We start from the raw sequence: 15,988 nt of genomic DNA, 5'->3' as shown, positions 1-15,988 counted from the left end.
GCTTTCCCTTCTCGTCCGCGCGCCGGCGTGTCAGTGGTCCCGGGAGGTGACGAAGCGTGCGATGTCGCGGAACTCGGCGGCGACGAGGCCGTCCATGCCGGAGTCGTCGAGGCACCGGTCCGCGGCGGCGATGCGGCGGTCCGCCTCGGCCGCGGCCCAGTCCCGGCCGCCCGCCGCCTCGACGAGCCGGGCCATCTCCCGCAGGGCGTCCTCGGACGGCGGCTCCGGGTCGGCGTACAGGTCGGCGAGCCTCCGCGACTCCGGCCGGCCGGACGTCAGCGCGTACACCACCGGCAGCGACTTCTTGCGCGCCCGCAGGTCGGACAGGACGGGCTTGCCGGTCGTCTCCGGGCTGCCCCAGATGCCGAGCAGGTCGTCCACGAGCTGGAACGCGAGCCCGAGCTCGGCGCCGTACCCGGTCAGCGCGGTGACGAGGCGGGTGGGGCCCTCGCCGAGCATCGCGCCGATCGAGCAGGCGCAGGCGAGCAGCGCGCCGGTCTTGTCCGCCGCCATGGTCAGGCACTCGTCGAGGGCCACGTCGTCGCGGGACTCGAACCCGATGTCGAGCGCCTGCCCGGAGATGAGCCGCTGGGTGGCGGCGGTCAGGGCGCGCGCCGCCCAGTGCGCGCCCCGGGTGTGCTGGTCGAGCAGCAGCTCCTCCGACAGCGCGAGCAGCGCGTCGCCGCCGAGGATCGCGGCGGACGGGCCGAAGACCGTCCACGCGGCGGGCCGGTGCCGGCGGGTCCGGTCGCCGTCCATGATGTCGTCGTGCAGCAGCGAGAACGCGTGCACGAACTCGACGGCGACGGCGCCGGGCAGCGCCGTCTCGTAGGAGGTCTCGGCGGCCCGCGCGGACAGCAGCGCGAGCGCGGGGCGCAGCGCCTTGCCGCCCGCCGCGGCGGGCCGGCCGTCCTCGTCGGTCCAGCCGAGGTGGTAGGCGACGACGCGGCGGGTCCACGGGTCGAGCCGCTCCGCGGAGGCGCGCATGGCCTGGTCGACCAGGGCGCGCCCGTCGGTGATCGAAGTGGGGACGGTGGTCATCGGCCGTTCACCCCGCCGGTGTCCACCTGCTGCAGGTGCCGCCGGACGAGGCGGGCGGCGGTGAGGCCGCTGCGCACGGCTCCCTCCATCGTGTCGGGCCAGCCCGTGTCCGTCCACGCGCCGGCGAGGAACAGCCACGGCAGCCGGGTCGCGGACGCTGGGCGCAGCGCGCCGCTGCCGGGGCTCTGGCGGAATGTGGCGTGCCGCTCCCGGGTCACGAAGAAGTCGGTGACGCGGGCGCGGCGGGCGGCCGGGAACAGCCGCTCCAGCGCGGTGAGGTACACCTCGCGCAGTTCGGCGGTGGGCGTGTCGATCCAGCGGTCGGCCGCCGAGACCGAGACCGCGAGGTACTGGCCGCCGGTGAGGCCGCTCACCGCGGTGCGGTCGAACACCCACTGGACGGGCGATCCGACCGCGGCGGCGAACGGCTCGCGCAGGACGGGCCGGTCGTAGACGACGTGGACGTTGACGATGGGACTGGAGCCGAGGCCGTCCCATCTCCCCCGGTCCGGGGACGCCTCCGCGGGGACGAGCGCGGACGCGGCCCGGTGCGGCACCGCGACGACGACCGCGTCGGCGCCGACCGGGGAGCCGTTCACGACGAGCTTCGGGCCCGCGTCGATCGCCGTGACCTTGGCGCCGAGGTGGATCCGGCCGCCGTCCCGCTCGATCCTCGCCGCCGGGATCGTGCCGTGCAGGTCGCCGAGCGGGACGGTGGGCACGCCGATGTCGGCGGCGTCCTGGCGGCCGAGGAGCGCGGTCTTGCACACGAAGGCGGCCGGCCCGAGCGCGGCGTCGTCGAGCCGGACGTTGAGGGCGGCGGTGACGAACAGCTCCCAGAGCGCCTCGCGGGCCTGCCGCCGCTGGCCGTGGCGCGCCAGCCAGGCGCCCGTGCGGATCCCGTCGAGCGACGGGTCGGCCGGGTCGAGGCGGTCCAGGGCCAGGGAGGCGAGGGTCGCGCGCAGCCGGTCGGCCGGGGAGAGCAGCTCGTAGCGGGCGAGGGCGGGCAGGAGGTGCAGCGGGCCGGGGGCCTTGGCGCGGCGGAGCCGCCCTGCGGCGCCGTCCGGGGTGAGCACCCGGACGTCGAAGCGGTCCTGGACGCGGACGCGGTCCAGCGCGTCCAGCCTGGCCAGCAGCCCCTGGTACGCCGAGCAGCACTTGAGGAAGATGTGCTGCCCGTTGTCGACGGTCAGGCCGTCCCGGGTGAAGGAGTGGGTGGCGCCGCCGAGCCGGGGGCGCGCCTCGTAGATCGTGACCCGCGCGCCGGTCTCCTGGAGCGCCAGCGCCGCGGTGATCCCGGCGAGGCCGCCGCCGACGATCGCGACCTCTCCCCCGGTGCCGTCCCCGGCGCTCATCTGCGGATCCCGGCCATCGCCCTGGCGGACACGGCCGCCTTCTCCCAGGCCGGGAGGGACGTGCGCTTCTCCAGCGCGGCCAGCGGGTCGGCCGTGATGCGTCTCAGCACCTGCCGGTAGATGCCCGCCATCGCGCCCGCGCAGGCGGCGCTGCGCCGGTCGAGCATGGGCAGCAGTTCCAGGCCGGTGCCGTACCACTCGGCGGCCCGCGCCGCCTCGAACCGGACGAGGTTCGCCAGCCGCTCCGGGTCGTCGGTCAGGCGGCCGGACGCGTCCCGCTCCAGCGTGCACCCGAACCGGGCCAGGTCCTTGGCGGGAAGGTAGACGCGGCCGTTCAGCCCGTCCTCGCGGACGTCCCGCAGGATGTTCGTCAGCTGCAGCGCGACGCCCAGCGCGTCGGCGCGGGGCACGGCCGTGTCCGGGTCGGACGTCCCGAACACGCCGAGGGACAGGCGGCCGACGGCGCCGGCCACGCAGCGGCAGTACCAGTGCAGGTCGTCGAAGGTGTCGTAGGTCTCGCCGCGGACGTCGGCCTCGCAGCCGTCGATCAGCTCGCCGAACGCCTCCAGCGGGATCGGATGGCGGCGGGCCGCGTCGGCGAGCGCGACCAGGACCGGGTCGGACGGGTGGGCGTCCAGGTCGGCGAGGCGGGCGCGCTGGTCCGCCAGCCGGGCGAGCCGGCCGGCTGCCGGCGCGCCGTGGTCGTCGCCGATGTCGTCGATCCGCCGGGCGAACGCGTAGACGGCGCTCAGCGCGCGTCGTTTCCCCTGGGGAAGCAGCCGGATCCCGTACGAGAAGTTGCGCGCCTGCGAACGCACGACGTTCTCGCAGTGCCGGTAGGCGGTGGGTGCGTCCATCTGGTCTTCTCATCTCCTTCCCAAGGTCCGCGACCACTCGGCGAGCAGCCGCCCTTTGCGTGGTCGTGACGGGCCGCCCAGGACGTCGTAGGCGTCGCGTTCCAGCCCGGCGATCGCGGCGAGACCTCCCGCGACGTATCCGGCGACGGCGACGCGTGCGAACCCGCGGAGCCCGCCGGTGAGGGCGGCGCCCTCGTCCAGCATCCGCCTCGCCCGCTTCGCCTGGAGGGCGACGACCCCGCGCAGGCGGGTCGGGGTGACGGGCGCGGCCAGGTCGGCCTCGACGCAGCCGAACCGCCGCAGGTCGTCGCCCGGGAGGTAGATCCGCCCGTTGCGGTAGTCCTCGCCGGCGTCCTGGCAGTGCTCGATGATCTGCAGGGCGGTGCACACCTTGTCCGACAGCCGGAGCCGGGCCGGGGTGGCGGCGCCGAACACGTGCAGGACGATGTGCCCGACGGGGTCGGCCGACAGCGCGCAGTACCCCACCAGGTCGTCGAACGTGGCGTACCGGGTGACTGCCTGGTCCCTGCGGTTGGCCTCGATGAGGCGGCGGAACGGCTCCGCCGGGACGCGGCGGGCGACGATCGTCCCGGCGAGGTCGCGGATGACGGGAAGCTCCGGCGCCGTCCCCGCGTAGACGCGGTCGAGATCGCGTTCGACCAGGTCGAGCAGGTCCGCCCGGTCGCCCGGCGGCGCCTCGTCGCCGATGTCGTCGACCAGCCGGGCGTAGCCGTACACGTTCAGCAGGTGCTCGCGGTGGCGCGCGGGGAGCAGCCGGGTGGCGACCGGGAAGTTCTCCCGGGACTGCAGTTCGGCCCTGGTGCGGCGCTCCTCGTCGGCGTTCCGCAAACGCTCGCTGACGGACATGTGGTTCCTTCGGGGGCGGTGGCGGCACGGAGACGTACATCGATGCCCGATATCCGGGCGGTCACCCGGTAAACGTGGCCATCGAGAGGCTCCTGTGGCGTACGTCCCCGAAGAGCCGCGCGAACCCTCCCGAAATACCAGCATTTATCAATGTAGGCCGGAAGTGGTCAGACGGGAATATGTGATCATTCGCCCCGACGATCACCCTTTGTTATCGGACAATCTGGGCATACAACAATGAATCCGCAGGCAGCGGGCATGGGGCGGGCCGGCGGGGTTACGGACAGGCGCGGCGCGGGCGCGGATCAGTAGGTGGTGAGCATCTCGGCGAGGATGTGCGGCGTGCGCTCGGGCGGCGCCGCCTCCGTCACGAGGGTGTTGAAGACGTGCCAGTACCGTTCGATCTCCGCGCGGCGGGCCGGGTAGTGGGCGTTGTCGGGGCGCTCCAGGTAGACCATGTCCTGCAGCCCCTGCTGCGGGAACCGGACGAGCGTGAGCGGCCCCTCGCACCCCACCCGCCCGCTGATGCCGTACGGCGCGATCTGCACGGTCACGTTGGGGCGCGCGCAGATCTCGACGATGTGCCGGATCTGGTCGCGCATCGTCGCCGGCGAGCCGATCGGGCGCCACAGCGCCGCCTTGTCGAGGACGACCCACAGGTTGAGCGGGCGCGGCCGGCGCCGCAGGACGCGCTGCCGCCGCATCCGGAACGCGACGCGCCGCTCGACCTCCGGCTCGGGGTAGGCGCGGCGGATCACCGCGCGGGCGTAGTCCTCGGTCTGCAGCAGGCCCGGGACGTACTGCGACTCGAACGTGCGGACCAGCTTGGCCGCCTGCTCGGCGCTGAGGTAGGGCCGGACCCAGCGCGAGACGATGTCGCCGTCGTCCTGCCACCAGGCGCGGGCGCCCGTCTGCTCGGCGAGCGCGAGCAGGAGGGTGCGCTCGTCGCCGTCCGCGCCGTAGACGGCCAGCAGCCGGGCGACGTCGGCGGGCCTGGCCGCGGTCCGGCCCAGCTCCAGCCGGGTGATCTTGGACTCGGAGCCGTGCAGCCGCCGCCCCGCGTCCCGCCGGGACAGCCGCGCCGCCTCGCGCAGCTCGCGGAGCCTCCGGCCGAGCAGCATCCGCGGGACGAACGGGTCCCCCTGGGCGAGTGCCGAGCGGACGCGCGCCGAGGGCGACCGCGGGTTGTCGTTGATCGTGACGGAGGCCAAGGGGGACTCCTCAACGGAGGATGGCGAGAACGACCGCTCCAACTATAGCTTCACGCTCCGCGTCGGGAATAAGACCGTCTGCGACCTGTCTCGGGCGTCAGGGTTTGCGCGCCACGGCGCACAGGGTCGGAAGATCTTCGATGTCCATGGACCCCACCTCGGGGCGCCACGCACCGCTCGTGACCAGCCCGGGCTCGACCATCTCCAGGCCGTCGAAGTAGCCGCGGATGAACTCGGGGCTGCGCAGCCGGAACGGGATCGCGCCGGTCTCGTCGTAGGCGCGCTGCGCCGCGTTGAACGCCTCGTTCTGGTCGGTGGAGTCGTGCAGGATCAGGTAGCTGCCGGACGCGAGCGGCTCCATCAGCCCGCGGACGACGCCGTAGGCCTCGCCGGGGTCGACGACGTGCCCCATCACGCCGATCAGCAGCAGCCCGACCGGCCGGGAGAGGTCGAGGATCTCCGCCGCCCGGCCCATGATCGTCTTAGGGTCGTGCAGGTCGCAGTCGATGTAGGAGGTGCGTCCCTCGGGGGTGCCGGTCAGGAGGGCGCGGGCGTGCGCGAGGACGAGCGGGTCGTTGTCGACGTAGACGACCTTGGCGTCGGGGGCGGCGCGCTGGGCCATCTCGTGGGTGTTGTCGACGGTGGGCAGCCCCGTGCCGCAGTCCATGAACTGGCGGATCCCGCGATCGAGGGCCAGGAAACGGATCGCGCGGTCCATGAAATAGCGGCCGGCGCGGGCGATGTCCACGATTCCCGGATAGAGCGCGACGTACTGGTCGCCGGCGATCCGGTCGATCTCGTAGTTGTCGGTTCCGCCGAGCCAGTAGTTCCAGATGCGGGCCGACTGCGGAACGTCGGTATTGATCTTCGAGTCGGATCCCTCTTCGGGGCCGGGGGTGACATCCGTCATCGGTCTGGCGCTCCTTCCGGCATGCGAACTCCCGCCTTCCGCAAACTTAGCCCCGGCTTGACCGGGGCGGCGGGAAACGCGATATTCGGCTCCGTCAGCGGCGCCATTCGGGACATTGATGAATACGCGCGGGAGCCGGAGGATCAGCGTCCCGCCCACACCGCTATCGCGAGCGCCACCCGGTCCTCGAAGCGCAGCGGATTGTGGCCGGTGAGCGCCTCGATCCGGGAGAGCCGGTGGCGCAGCGTGTTGGGGTGCAGGAACAGCGCGCGGGACGTCGCGCCGACCGCGCCGCCCATGTCCAGGAACGTGCGGAGCGTCTCGACGAGCCGCGTCCCGTGCGCGCTGTCGTAGTCGCTCAGCGGCCGGGCGATCTGCTCGATGAACGGGGCCAGCTGGTCCTGGTCGAGCCGGCCGAGAAGGGCCGGGAAGGTGGCGAGGTCGGAGGCGTGCACGACCCCTCCGGAGCGGCGCGCGGCGTCCAGCGCGGCGAGGCTCTCGGTGAGGGAGACCGGCAGGTGCTCCAGCCCGCCGGGGCTGCCGATCCCCGCGGGCTCGGTCCAGGCGTGCGCGTCGTTGGTGATGAGCAGGGCCGTGTCGCCGTCCAGGCCGAGCACCCCCGGCAGCTCGTCCTCGACGCCGTCCATCGCGATCACGAGCAGGGACGCGGGGTCGAGCCCGGCGTCGTCGACCCGCGTGCGGAGCGTCTCGGCGGAGGCGAGCCCGTCCCGGACCATGCGCAGCAGCCGCCCGGTCTCCTCCCGCTCGTGCCGCTCGTCGGAGGTGGACGCGGCCTGCTCGGCGAACCACTCGGTGAAGCCGAGGAACGGCACCTCGGCCGGCACCTCCAGCAGCGGCAGGCCGGTGCGGTCGCAGGCCCGGCACAGCGCCTCGGGGACGGTGTCGGCCACGTCGCCGACGCCGTAGCCGATCGCGCTGCCGCGGCCGGCCTTCACCGAGTCGGCGAACGCCGCGCACGTGCCCGCGTCCCGCAGCGACGCGCCGGCCGTCAGGACGAGCTCGTGGCCGCGCAGGTAGGGGCCCGGGTCGAGCAGCTCGGTGGAGTGCGCCCAGCGGACCGGGCGGTCGAGCCCGGCCTCCCCGGCGACCAGGCGCAGCCGGAAGCGCGGCACCGCCAGGAGCTGCCGGACGGTGACGCGCGGCACCACGGGATCGCTGGTCACAGCCTCACCTTCTCACCCCGCCCCGGCGATGGCCCGCGCCCGTGACCGACTTTTTGGAGAACGGCACGAAAGGCCGGGCGTGGCGCGGTGCGTTCGGCCAAGAAATCCCCACGTCCCTTGTCACCTGGTGCGATGCCGGGTTTGCCTGGAGCTTTCCAGGGTGAGCCGGAGCTTCGGCGGAGGCGGGGTGATCGGATGCGGGGACGGGTCGCGCTCGTCACCGGCGCGGCCGGCGGCATCGGCGTCGCGACGATGCGCGAGATGTCCGGGCGCGGGTGGCGGACCGCCGGGCTGGACCTGCGTCCCGCCCCCGAGGCCGACCAGTCGGTGAGCGTGGACGTGGCGGACGAGGCGCAGGTGACCGCGGCGGTCCGGCGGATCGAGCGGGAGCTCGGCACGGTGGAGGCGGTGGTCTGCGGGGCCGGGCACTACGCGATCGTCCCGGTGTCCGACATCGCCTGGGCCGACTGGCGACGGATGCTGCGGGTGCACCTCGGCGGCCTGGTCAACGTGTGCAGGGTCGTGACGCCCGGGATGGTGGAGCGCGGCCGCGGCAGCGTCGTCGCGGTCGTCTCCGACCTGGCCGTCGGCGGCGGGCACGCCGAGGCCCACTACACCGCCGCCAACGGCGCGATGATCGGGTTCGTCCGGTCGCTGGCGGCCGAGCTGGCGCCGTCCGGCGTGCGGGTCAACGGGGTGGCGCCCGGCCCCACCGACACGCCGCTGCTGGCGTCCGACTCGCCGTGGCGCAGGCCGTCCTACCTGCAGACCCTGCCCACCGGGCGGCTGGCGGCCGCGGAGGAGATCGCGCTCGCCACCGCGTACCTGATCGAGGACGGGACGTTCTGCACCGGCGAGATCCTCTCCCCGAACGCCGGGGCGGTGATCTGATGACCGTCGCGCTGATCACCGGGGCGTGCGGCGGGCTCGGCGAGGCCGTCGCGCGGCGGCTGGCGGCCGGCGGCCGCCTGGTCGCCGTCAACGACCAGCCCGGCCGCGACGTCGCCGCCCTCGCCACCGAGCTGGGCGGCGTCGCCGCGCCGGCGGACGTGTCCGACCCGGGCGCGGTGGCCGCGATGGTCGAGCGGCTCGAACGCCAGACGGGCGAGCACGTCGGCCTCCTCGTCACCGGCGCCGCCCAGATGACGATGGCCCCGTTCCCCGAGATCGACGACCTCGCCGGCTGGTGGCGCGCCATCGACGTCGACCTCGGCGGGACGTTCGCGTGCGCGCAGGCCGTCATGCCGGGGATGGTGGAGCGCGGCGGCGGCCGGATGGTGTTCGTCGCGTCCGAGTGGGGGCTGATCGGCTGGCCGCACGCGACCGCCTACTCCGCGGCGAAGGCCGGCATCGTCGCGCTCGCCAAGTCGCTCGGGCGGGAGCTGGCCCCGCTCGGCATCGCGGTGAACGCGGTCGCGCCGAGCGTGATCGACACGCCCCGGCTGGAGGTGGACGCGGAGTTCGCCGGGGTGACGGTCGAGGAGATCCGCGACCGGTACGCCGCCCGGGTGCCGCTCGGCCGCATCGCGACGCCCGAGGAGATCGCGGCGGCGATCGCGTTCCTGGCCGACGAGCGGCTCCCGACGCTCGTCGGCCAGATCCTGCACGCCAACGGCGGCACCACCAGGGCCCGCGCCTGACCCGGCTGGAGCGGCGGAGGGCCGGTCGCGGCCCTTACGCGGGGGCGGTGAGGCGCGCCAGGTGTGCCTGGACCACGGTCGCGTCGCCGGTGCAGGCGATGTAGCCGTCCGGGCGGATCAGGACGGCCTCGGCTCCCTCGTACGCGGCCCGCAGCCGGCCGCCGGGGTCGGTGTGGCCGCCCGGCCCGCCGACCGTGACGACGCGGACGTCCGGGTGCTCGATGCCCACCCGCACACCGAAGGCCAGGACGGTGGCATGGGGGCCGCGCAGCAGGTCGTGCAGGCGGACCCGTGCACCGGACCCGTCGTGCAGGACGGCGTCAGCGGCGCGGGTACCGCCGAGCGAACCCTCGGACAGGGAGCTGTCGGGGTAGGCCAGAAGGAGCTGCTGGGTCTCCTCGCCGCGCTTGAGGGCGTCCGCCTGTCCCTCGGCGGCCTTCTGGTAGAGCTTCGTGCTGAGGCCCAGCACTCCGGCGGCCACGGGCAGGCGCTCCTCCTCGTAGGTGTCGAGGAGCGCGGAGGGGCCGCCCTTGATCACGGTGGCCAGCTTCCAGCCGAGGTTGTAGGCGTCCTGGACGCCGGTGTTGAGGCCCTGCCCGCCCGCCGGCGAATGGACGTGGGCGGCGTCGCCGGCCAGGAAGACCCGGCCGGCCCGGAACCGCTCGGCCATCCGGATGTTGACCCGGTAGATGGAGCTCCAGGTGAGGTCGGTCAGGCGGACGTCGGTCCGGCCGCTGCCCTCCTCCAGCATCTTCTGGTATGTGGCCAGGGTGAGCTCCGGGTCCTCGTCCGGCCGGAGGGGCGCGGTGAACTGGAAGTCGTCCGTGCCGGCGAGCGGGCACAGACCCACGCGCAGCGTCCGGGTCTGCATGTCGGCCCAGGTGTGCCAGTGGTCGCGGTGGAGGTCGGCGGTCCGCACGTCCCCGATGAGCATCCGCTCCTCCTCGCGGGTCTCGCCCGCGAACGCGATGCCGAGGGTCTTGCGGACGACGCTCCTGCCGCCGTCCGCGCCGACGAGGTGGGCGGCCCGCAGGGTCGTGCCGTCGGCGAGCACGGCGGTCACCCCCTCGGCGGCCTGGGCGAAGCCGGCCAGCTCGCCGCGCTCCACCCGTCCGCCCAGCTCCTCCAGGCGGTCGCGGAGGATCTCCTCGGTGCGCCACTGCGGCACCATGAGGCCGTTCGGGTACGGAACGGCGTCGGACGGCTCCTTCCGCTCGCCCATCTCCCCCTCCCACACGACCTCCGTGCCCGCGTAGGCGCGGATGGGCGGGTAGGCGCCGCCGGCGCCGAGCACCGCGCCGATCACGCCGAGGTCGTCGAAGACCTCCATGGTGCGGGGCTGCAGCCCCTTCCCGCGCGACCCCGCGCGGGTGCCCGGGTCGATGATCCGGTGCCGGACTCCGCGGCGCGCGAGGTCCACCGCGAGGGTGAGGCCGGTCGGCCCGGCCCCGATGATGAGGACGTCGTCCATGCTGGTCTCCCTTCTCCGCCTCCGAGTCTCGGAAGAGGGCCTGGCAGACCGCTGGCAGACCACTGGCAGCCGTGACACGGGCCCCGTCCGGGCCGGTCAGGGCGGTCGCCGCGGGATGACCGGCGATTTCGCCGATGTCCGCGGGGCGGGCGGCTGCCGAGAATGTGCGCGTCCCGGAGCCGGCCCACGGCTCCGCCCCCCGAACAGGAGCGAACCGACGTGCACCCCATCACCGCCCGCGCGGCGAAGACCCTGGTCGCCGCGGCGCTGACCGCCGGCGCCCTCACCGCCCCGCAGGTCGCCGCCCGGGCCGCCGACAACCCGTACGAACGCGGCCCCGCGCCGACCGAGCAGAGCATCGAGGCCCTGCGCGGCCCCTTCGCGACCTCGCAGACGAGCGTGTCGTCGCTCGTCGTGACCGGCTTCGGCGGCGGGACGATCTACTACCCGACGAGCACCGCCGAGGGGACGTTCGGCGCCGTCGTGGTCACGCCCGGGTTCACCGCCGACCAGAGCAGCATGGCGTGGCTCGGGCCGCGGCTGGCCTCGCAGGGCTTCGTCGTCTTCACGATCGACACCAACACCCGTTCCGACCAGCCGAGCAGCCGGGCGCGGCAGATGCTCTCCGCGCTCGACTACCTCACCCAGCGCAGCGGCGTGCGGTCCCGGATCGACGCGAGCCGGCTCGGCGTGATGGGCCACTCGATGGGCGGCGGCGGCTCGCTGGAGGCCGCCGAGGACCGCCCGCAGCTCCAGGCGGCGATCCCGCTGACGCCGTGGAACCTGCAGAAGAACTTCTCCGGGGTGCGCGTCCCCACCATGATCATCGGCGCCGAGGCGGACTCGATCGCGCCGGTCGCCTCGCACTCCGAGCCGTTCTACACGAGCATCCCGGCGTCGTCGGAGAAGGCGTACCTGGAGCTGAACGGCGCCAGCCACTTCGCGCCGAACATCTCGAACACGACCATCGCGAAGTACAGCATCTCCTGGCTCAAGCGGTACATCGACAACGACACCCGCTACGACCAGTTCCTGTGCCCGGCGCCCGGCCGGGACGCGAACATCTCCGAATACCGGGACACCTGCCCGAACTCGTAGCCCGGTTCATCGGCTGGGCCGCCCGTCGCCGTTGCGCGCGGGCGGCCCTTCGGCGTGCGCGCCGTCCGCGGCCCCGTGGAGGCGGAGCGCGCTCAGCGCGAGGACGAGCTCGACGAGGTCGCCGGGCCGGGCCAGCGTCCGCCCGGTGAGCTGCTCGATCTTGCGGAGCCGGTTGAGGACGGTGTTGCGGTGGCAGAACAGCCGGTCCGCCGCGCGGGCCGCGGACCCCTCGCACTCCAGCCAGGTCTCCAGCGTCGCCAGCAGGGCGTCGCGGAACCCCGGCTCCACCTCCGCCAGGCCGCCGAGCGCGACATGCCCGAGCCGGCCGGCGAGGCGGGGCTGGGACAGCACCAGGGCGTCGGGGAGCCGGCGGTCCAGGCGGGCGATCTGGTTGCCGGGGCCGCGGCACGTCCGCAGCGCCAGCTCGGCGAACCAGCGGGCGCCGCCCAGCTCGGCGAGGGAGCCGACGACCGGGCTGACGCCGGCGTGCGAGCGCGCGCAGGGGCGGACGGCGGCGACCAGGTCGTCGAGCCCGGCGGCGCCGAGCGCGACCAGCGCCACCTGGGCGTCGGTGCGCAGCCGCCAGATGAACCGCATCCCGCCCGTGTCGCCGGGGCGCCGGTCGACGCCGTCGCCGAAGCCGCCCTCCGCGCCGAGCATGACCACGGCGTAGCGGCCGGTCGCGGGCAGGCCGAGGACGGACGTGGCGGTCGCGAGCAGCCCGCCGTCGGCGCCCTGCCCGTCCAGGAGCGCGTCCACGATCGCCTGGACGCGCTCCTCGCTGCGCCGTGCCAGGTCCAGCTCGGTGCGGTGGTACGCGGCGGCCGCGGCGCCGGACTGCTGGTCGATCGTGTCCCAGGTGCGGGTCGCCTGCCGGATCAGCGCCGGGACGTTCTCCGGGTCGTGCCGCCCGACGACCTCGACGACGGCCTCCCAGAACACCCGTCCGGCGAGCCGGTAGGAGCGCAGCAGCTGGTCGAGCGGCTGCCCCTGGTGGGCCCGGCGCTGCCCGAGCCGCCGCGCCCACTCCAGGTCGGCGCGGCCCCGGTCCGGGTCGAGGATCGTGTCGAGGCCGTGCCCGAGCCCGGTGTGGCACATCTCCCAGACGTCGCCGCGGTACGGGTCGTCGCGGTCGCCGCGGTCCCCGGACAGGATCTCGGCGGTGAGCCGGTCGGCGAGATCGGGCAGCCGGTCCGCCAGGCGCAGCACCGCCTTGCGCATGATCGTGCGGTCCGCGTCGACCTGACCGGCCGTCCCGGATCGTCCTCCCGTCATCGGCGGCACCTCCAGCACAACGCAGGGGCCTCATCGTGCCATCGCGGGCACGGGGCGGGCCATCGCGGGACGCCGGGACTGTGCCCGCTCACAATCGGCGCCCGCCCGGATTGCGCCGCGTCCCCGAAACGGGGACCTGCTCTGGACCGGTGGCGGGTCCCCGTGGTGCCCTATGGGCCCCTTCCCTTTTTGAGATCTCGTCCAATAGGGGCCGGACGGCCGCGGGCGGGGTCGGTTCCCGCCGAGGAGGGACCCGCATGGCACACGAACGGGCACACGAACGGCTGCACGGACGTGAACGCGAGCTCCAGGCGATCGAGGTGATGCTCGACCGGGCCCGGGACGGGCACGGCGGCGCCCTGGCGATCACCGGGGACGCCGGGATCGGCCGGACGGCGCTGCTGGAGGCCGCCGTGGGGAGGGTCACCGTGCGCACGCCCGGATCCCGCAAGGGCAAGGCGTTCCGGGTGCTCGGGACGACCGGCGTCCCCGGGGAGACCGCCGTCCCCTACGCGGGGCTGCACCGGCTGCTGCGGCCCCTGGCCGGCGAGGTCGCGCGGCTGCCGTCGGCGCACCGGGACGCCCTCGCGACGATCCTGGACGGCGCGCCGCGCGCCGAGCCGTTCGTCCTGTTCACGGCGGTGTGCGAGCTGCTGGGCCGGGCCGCCCGGAACGGGCCCGTGCTGTGCCGGGCGGACGACGTGCAGTGGCTCGACCGGGGCTCGCTGGAGGTGCTGGCGTTCGCCGCCCGCCGCGTCGAGGAGGAGCCGGTGGCGGTGCTGTTCGCCGTCCGCGACGGCCGCCGGGACCCCGGCGGGCTCGCCGGCGTCCACCGGCTCCGGCTCGCGCCGCTGGACGAGGACGCCGGCCGCCGCGTGTTACGGGACGCGCTCGGCGACGCCTTCGACGGGGCCTTCGACGGCGCGGCGCGCGGCGACCTCGCCGAGGAGATCGTCGACCTGGCCTGCGGGCGGCCCGCCGCGATCCGCGACCTGGCCGCCGCGCTGACCCCCGGGCAGCTGTCCGGCGCCGCGCCGCCGCCGCGGGCGCTCCCGGCCGCCAGCGCCCTGCGCGCCCTGCACCGCCGCCGCTACCTGCGGCTTCCGGCAGGAGCGCGGCGGCTCGTGCTGATGGCGGCGGCGGAGGAATGGCTCGGCGCCGCGACCGTGGCGCGGGCCGCGCGGGCGGACGGCATCGGCGCCGGCGACCTGGACGCGGCCCGCGAGTCCGGGCTGCTGCGGTTCGAGGGCGACGGGGTCACGGTGCGGAACCGGCTCGTCCGGTCCTCGCTGTGGGCGGACGCGTCGCGCGAGGAGCGGCAGGGCGCCCACGCGCTGCTCACCGCCGCGCTCGTCCAGGAATGGCAAGCGCCCCCGGCGGCTCTGGCACCGCGCGGCCGTGTCCGGCGAGCCCGACGACGGGCTCGCCGCCGAGCTGGCGGACGCCGCGGCCGCGGCGCGGACGGCGGGCCGGTACGCCGACTCCTGGCGGTCCTGGCAGCGCGCCGCCGCGCTGACCGTCGACCACGCCACCCGGACGGACCGCTACCTGGCCGCCGCCGACGACGCCTGGGCGAGCGGGCGGTCGCGCCGGGCCCGCGCCATGCTCCGGCAGGCCCGCCCGGACGGCCGCGACGGGACGCACGCCGCCCGCGCCGCCGGCCTGCGCGGCCGGATCGAGGCGGCGGCCGGCTCCCCCCGCGGCGGCGCTGCCGATGCTGCGCGACGCCGCCGAAGGGCTCGCCGGAAAGGACGCGGAGGCCGCGCTGGACGCGCTGATGTGGGCGGCCGAGGCCGCCGACGCGTCCGGCGACCACCGCGCCTACCTGGAGGTCGCGGGCCGCGGCGCCTCCCTCGATCTCGCGCGGCCCGGCCCGCGCACCCGGCTGATGCTCGACCACCTCGCCGGCGTCGCCGCCGCGATCCGCGGCCGGTACCGCGAGGCGGCGGACCGTCTCGGCCGCGCCGCGGGCCTCGGCGCGGCCGTCACCGACCCCGCGGCGGGCGCGTGGGCGGCGCTCTCGGCGTTCGCGCTCGGCGACGGCACCGCCGCCCGCGCCCTGGCGGCCGGGGCCGTGGCGTCCGCCCGCCGGTCCGGCGACGCGCCCGCCGAGTCGTTCGCGCTCGTGGTCGCCGGCCGCTGCGAGGCGCTGCTCGGCCACCCGCCGGCGCCCATCGCCGCGTGCCACGACGGGCTGCGCCTCGCACGGGCGACCCGCCTGCACGGGCACGCCGCCGAGCACCACGCCACGCTCGCGCTCACCGCAGCGTTCAACGGCGACGAGGACGCCGCGCGCGGCCACCTGGAGCGGCTGGCCGGGACCGCCGACCAGCACGGCCTCACCCGCGCCGCCGCGCTCGGCTCGTGGGCGCCCGCATGCCTGGACCTCGCCGCGGACCGGCCCGCCGACGCCGCCGCCCGCCTCGCCCTGCCCGGCGGCGCCGGGCTCGCCCACCCGCCGGCGCGGCTGCTCGCCGTCCCGCACCTGGTCGAGGCGCTGGTGCGCACCGGTGAGCACGACCGGGCCGCGCGGGCGTTCGAGCACTTCGGCCGCTGGACGGACGCCGCCGGCACCGGCCCCGGGCCGCGGGCGCTCTCCCGGCGCTGCCGGGCGCTGCTCGCCGGCCGTGACGGCGAGGCCGAGGAGCACTTCGCCGAGGCGCTGCGCCTGCACGAGGCCGCCGACGCCGTGTTCGAGCTCGCCCGCACCGAGCTGCTCTTCGGGCACCGGCTGCGGCGCGGGCGGCGGCCCCGCGCCGCCCGCGACCACCTGCGCGCCGCGCTGCGGATCTTCGAACGCTACGGCGCCGTCCCGTGGGCCGCGCGGGCCCGCGCCGAGCTGCGCGCCGCCGGGTCGGGCGACGACGCGTCCCGCGCGGCGGCCGGCGTCGCGAAGCTCACCGCGCAGCAGGCCCACATCGCCCGGCTGGCGGCCGAGGGGGCCACCAACCGGGAGATCGCGGCGCGGCTGCTGCTCAGCCCGCGGACCATCGACCACCATCTGCGCAACGTCTTCACCCGGCTCGGGATCCGCTCGCGCGTCGAGCTGGCCCGGCTGATCCGCTGACCGGCCGGCGGG

At 75.6% G+C, this 15,988-nt stretch carries 14 protein-coding genes; 5 read left to right on the top strand and 9 right to left on the bottom strand.

Features of this window, described 5'->3' with window-relative positions:
* Positions 1-30: 30 nt before the first annotated feature.
* The 7 genes from K8Z49_RS37515 to K8Z49_RS37485 all read right to left on the bottom strand — a co-directional run bounded on the left by K8Z49_RS37515 (position 31) and on the right by K8Z49_RS37485 (position 7,425).
* On the bottom strand, positions 31-1,041 hold the full coding sequence (locus tag K8Z49_RS37515) for a polyprenyl synthetase family protein (protein WP_075023639.1): 1,011 nt from the start codon (positions 1,039-1,041) through the stop codon (positions 31-33).
* Positions 1,038-2,396 carry a hydroxysqualene dehydroxylase HpnE gene (gene hpnE / locus K8Z49_RS37510; protein WP_075023638.1) on the bottom strand — a complete coding sequence of 453 codons (1,359 nt, stop codon included), beginning with the start codon at positions 2,394-2,396 and terminating at the stop codon, positions 1,038-1,040. The genes K8Z49_RS37515 and hpnE overlap by 4 nt, the downstream gene beginning before the upstream one ends.
* Positions 2,393-3,253 (bottom strand): presqualene diphosphate synthase HpnD, encoded by an 861-nt coding sequence (gene hpnD, locus K8Z49_RS37505; RefSeq protein ID WP_021595762.1) that lies wholly within the window; start codon positions 3,251-3,253, stop codon positions 2,393-2,395. The genes hpnE and hpnD overlap by 4 nt, the downstream gene beginning before the upstream one ends.
* A gap of 9 nt (positions 3,254-3,262) precedes the next feature.
* Positions 3,263-4,120, bottom strand: a complete 858-nt coding sequence (gene hpnC / locus K8Z49_RS37500; protein WP_412516381.1) for a squalene synthase HpnC — start codon at positions 4,118-4,120, stop codon at positions 3,263-3,265.
* A gap of 305 nt (positions 4,121-4,425) precedes the next feature.
* Positions 4,426-5,331, bottom strand: a complete 906-nt coding sequence (locus K8Z49_RS37495) for a helix-turn-helix domain-containing protein (protein WP_244938720.1) — start codon at positions 5,329-5,331, stop codon at positions 4,426-4,428.
* Positions 5,332-5,428: 97 nt separating this feature from the next.
* Complete coding sequence (locus K8Z49_RS37490; protein ID WP_021595765.1) at positions 5,429-6,241, bottom strand: SAM-dependent methyltransferase; 813 nt, start codon at positions 6,239-6,241, stop codon at positions 5,429-5,431.
* Between the two features lie 143 nt (positions 6,242-6,384).
* Positions 6,385-7,425 carry a PucR family transcriptional regulator gene (locus K8Z49_RS37485; RefSeq protein WP_412516380.1) on the bottom strand — a complete coding sequence of 347 codons (1,041 nt, stop codon included), beginning with the start codon at positions 7,423-7,425 and terminating at the stop codon, positions 6,385-6,387.
* 195 nt (positions 7,426-7,620) lie between these two features.
* Between K8Z49_RS37485 and K8Z49_RS37480 the strand changes: the two genes are divergently transcribed.
* The gene (locus K8Z49_RS37480; protein WP_075023636.1) at positions 7,621-8,316 is read left to right on the top strand and encodes an SDR family NAD(P)-dependent oxidoreductase; all 696 of its coding nucleotides are present in this window, start codon (positions 7,621-7,623) and stop codon (positions 8,314-8,316) included.
* Positions 8,316-9,065, top strand: a complete 750-nt coding sequence (locus tag K8Z49_RS37475) for an SDR family NAD(P)-dependent oxidoreductase (RefSeq protein ID WP_075023635.1) — start codon at positions 8,316-8,318, stop codon at positions 9,063-9,065. The genes K8Z49_RS37480 and K8Z49_RS37475 overlap by 1 nt, the downstream gene beginning before the upstream one ends.
* 34 nt (positions 9,066-9,099) lie before the next feature.
* Here K8Z49_RS37475 and K8Z49_RS37470 read toward each other — a convergent pair whose 3' ends face one another.
* Complete coding sequence (locus K8Z49_RS37470) at positions 9,100-10,536, bottom strand: FAD-dependent monooxygenase (RefSeq protein ID WP_412516379.1); 1,437 nt, start codon at positions 10,534-10,536, stop codon at positions 9,100-9,102.
* A 162-nt stretch (positions 10,537-10,698) separates the two neighbouring features.
* Between K8Z49_RS37470 and K8Z49_RS37465 the strand changes: the two genes are divergently transcribed.
* Positions 10,699-11,634: an alpha/beta hydrolase family protein gene (locus K8Z49_RS37465; RefSeq protein WP_081842582.1), complete on the top strand. Its 936-nt coding sequence runs from the start codon at positions 10,699-10,701 to the stop codon at positions 11,632-11,634.
* Positions 11,635-11,640: 6 nt separating this feature from the next.
* On the opposite strand, the gene K8Z49_RS37460 is transcribed toward K8Z49_RS37465, so the two are convergent.
* On the bottom strand, positions 11,641-12,909 hold the full coding sequence (locus tag K8Z49_RS37460) for a PucR family transcriptional regulator (protein ID WP_075023665.1): 1,269 nt from the start codon (positions 12,907-12,909) through the stop codon (positions 11,641-11,643).
* A gap of 257 nt (positions 12,910-13,166) precedes the next feature.
* Between K8Z49_RS37460 and K8Z49_RS37455 the strand changes: the two genes are divergently transcribed.
* Both K8Z49_RS37455 and K8Z49_RS37450 read left to right on the top strand, forming a co-directional pair.
* The gene (locus tag K8Z49_RS37455) at positions 13,167-14,687 is read left to right on the top strand and encodes an AAA family ATPase (protein ID WP_412516378.1); all 1,521 of its coding nucleotides are present in this window, start codon (positions 13,167-13,169) and stop codon (positions 14,685-14,687) included.
* Positions 14,624-15,976: a LuxR C-terminal-related transcriptional regulator gene (locus K8Z49_RS37450; protein ID WP_412516377.1), complete on the top strand. Its 1,353-nt coding sequence runs from the start codon at positions 14,624-14,626 to the stop codon at positions 15,974-15,976. Before K8Z49_RS37455 ends, K8Z49_RS37450 begins: the two co-directional genes overlap by 64 nt.
* Positions 15,977-15,988: the final 12 nt, after the last annotated feature.

The organism is Actinomadura madurae (assembly GCF_047130825.1).
Classification (GTDB): domain Bacteria; phylum Actinomycetota; class Actinomycetes; order Streptosporangiales; family Streptosporangiaceae; genus Spirillospora; species Spirillospora madurae.
The sequence above is the reverse complement of the archived record's forward strand: the minus strand, read 5'-3'. Positions and strand labels throughout refer to the sequence as shown.

Bases quoted from the DNA above. Each gene is read 5' to 3' on its own strand.
- K8Z49_RS37515 (WP_075023639.1), bottom strand. From the start codon at position 1,041: ATGACCACCGTCCCCACTTCGATCACCGACGGGCGCGCCCTGGTCGAC.
- hpnE (WP_075023638.1), bottom strand. From the start codon at position 2,396: ATGAGCGCCGGGGACGGCACCGGGGGAGAGGTCGCGATCGTCGGCGGC.
- hpnD (WP_021595762.1), bottom strand. From the start codon at position 3,253: ATGGACGCACCCACCGCCTACCGGCACTGCGAGAACGTCGTGCGTTCG.
- hpnC (WP_412516381.1), bottom strand. From the start codon at position 4,120: ATGTCCGTCAGCGAGCGTTTGCGGAACGCCGACGAGGAGCGCCGCACC.
- K8Z49_RS37490 (WP_021595765.1), bottom strand. From the start codon at position 6,241: ATGACGGATGTCACCCCCGGCCCCGAAGAGGGATCCGACTCGAAGATC.
- K8Z49_RS37480 (WP_075023636.1), top strand. From the start codon at position 7,621: ATGCGGGGACGGGTCGCGCTCGTCACCGGCGCGGCCGGCGGCATCGGC.
- K8Z49_RS37475 (WP_075023635.1), top strand. From the start codon at position 8,316: ATGACCGTCGCGCTGATCACCGGGGCGTGCGGCGGGCTCGGCGAGGCC.
- K8Z49_RS37470 (WP_412516379.1), bottom strand. From the start codon at position 10,536: ATGGACGACGTCCTCATCATCGGGGCCGGGCCGACCGGCCTCACCCTC.
- K8Z49_RS37465 (WP_081842582.1), top strand. From the start codon at position 10,699: ATGTGCGCGTCCCGGAGCCGGCCCACGGCTCCGCCCCCCGAACAGGAG.
- K8Z49_RS37460 (WP_075023665.1), bottom strand. From the start codon at position 12,909: ATGACGGGAGGACGATCCGGGACGGCCGGTCAGGTCGACGCGGACCGC.
- K8Z49_RS37455 (WP_412516378.1), top strand. From the start codon at position 13,167: ATGGCACACGAACGGGCACACGAACGGCTGCACGGACGTGAACGCGAG.
- K8Z49_RS37450 (WP_412516377.1), top strand. From the start codon at position 14,624: ATGCTGCGCGACGCCGCCGAAGGGCTCGCCGGAAAGGACGCGGAGGCC.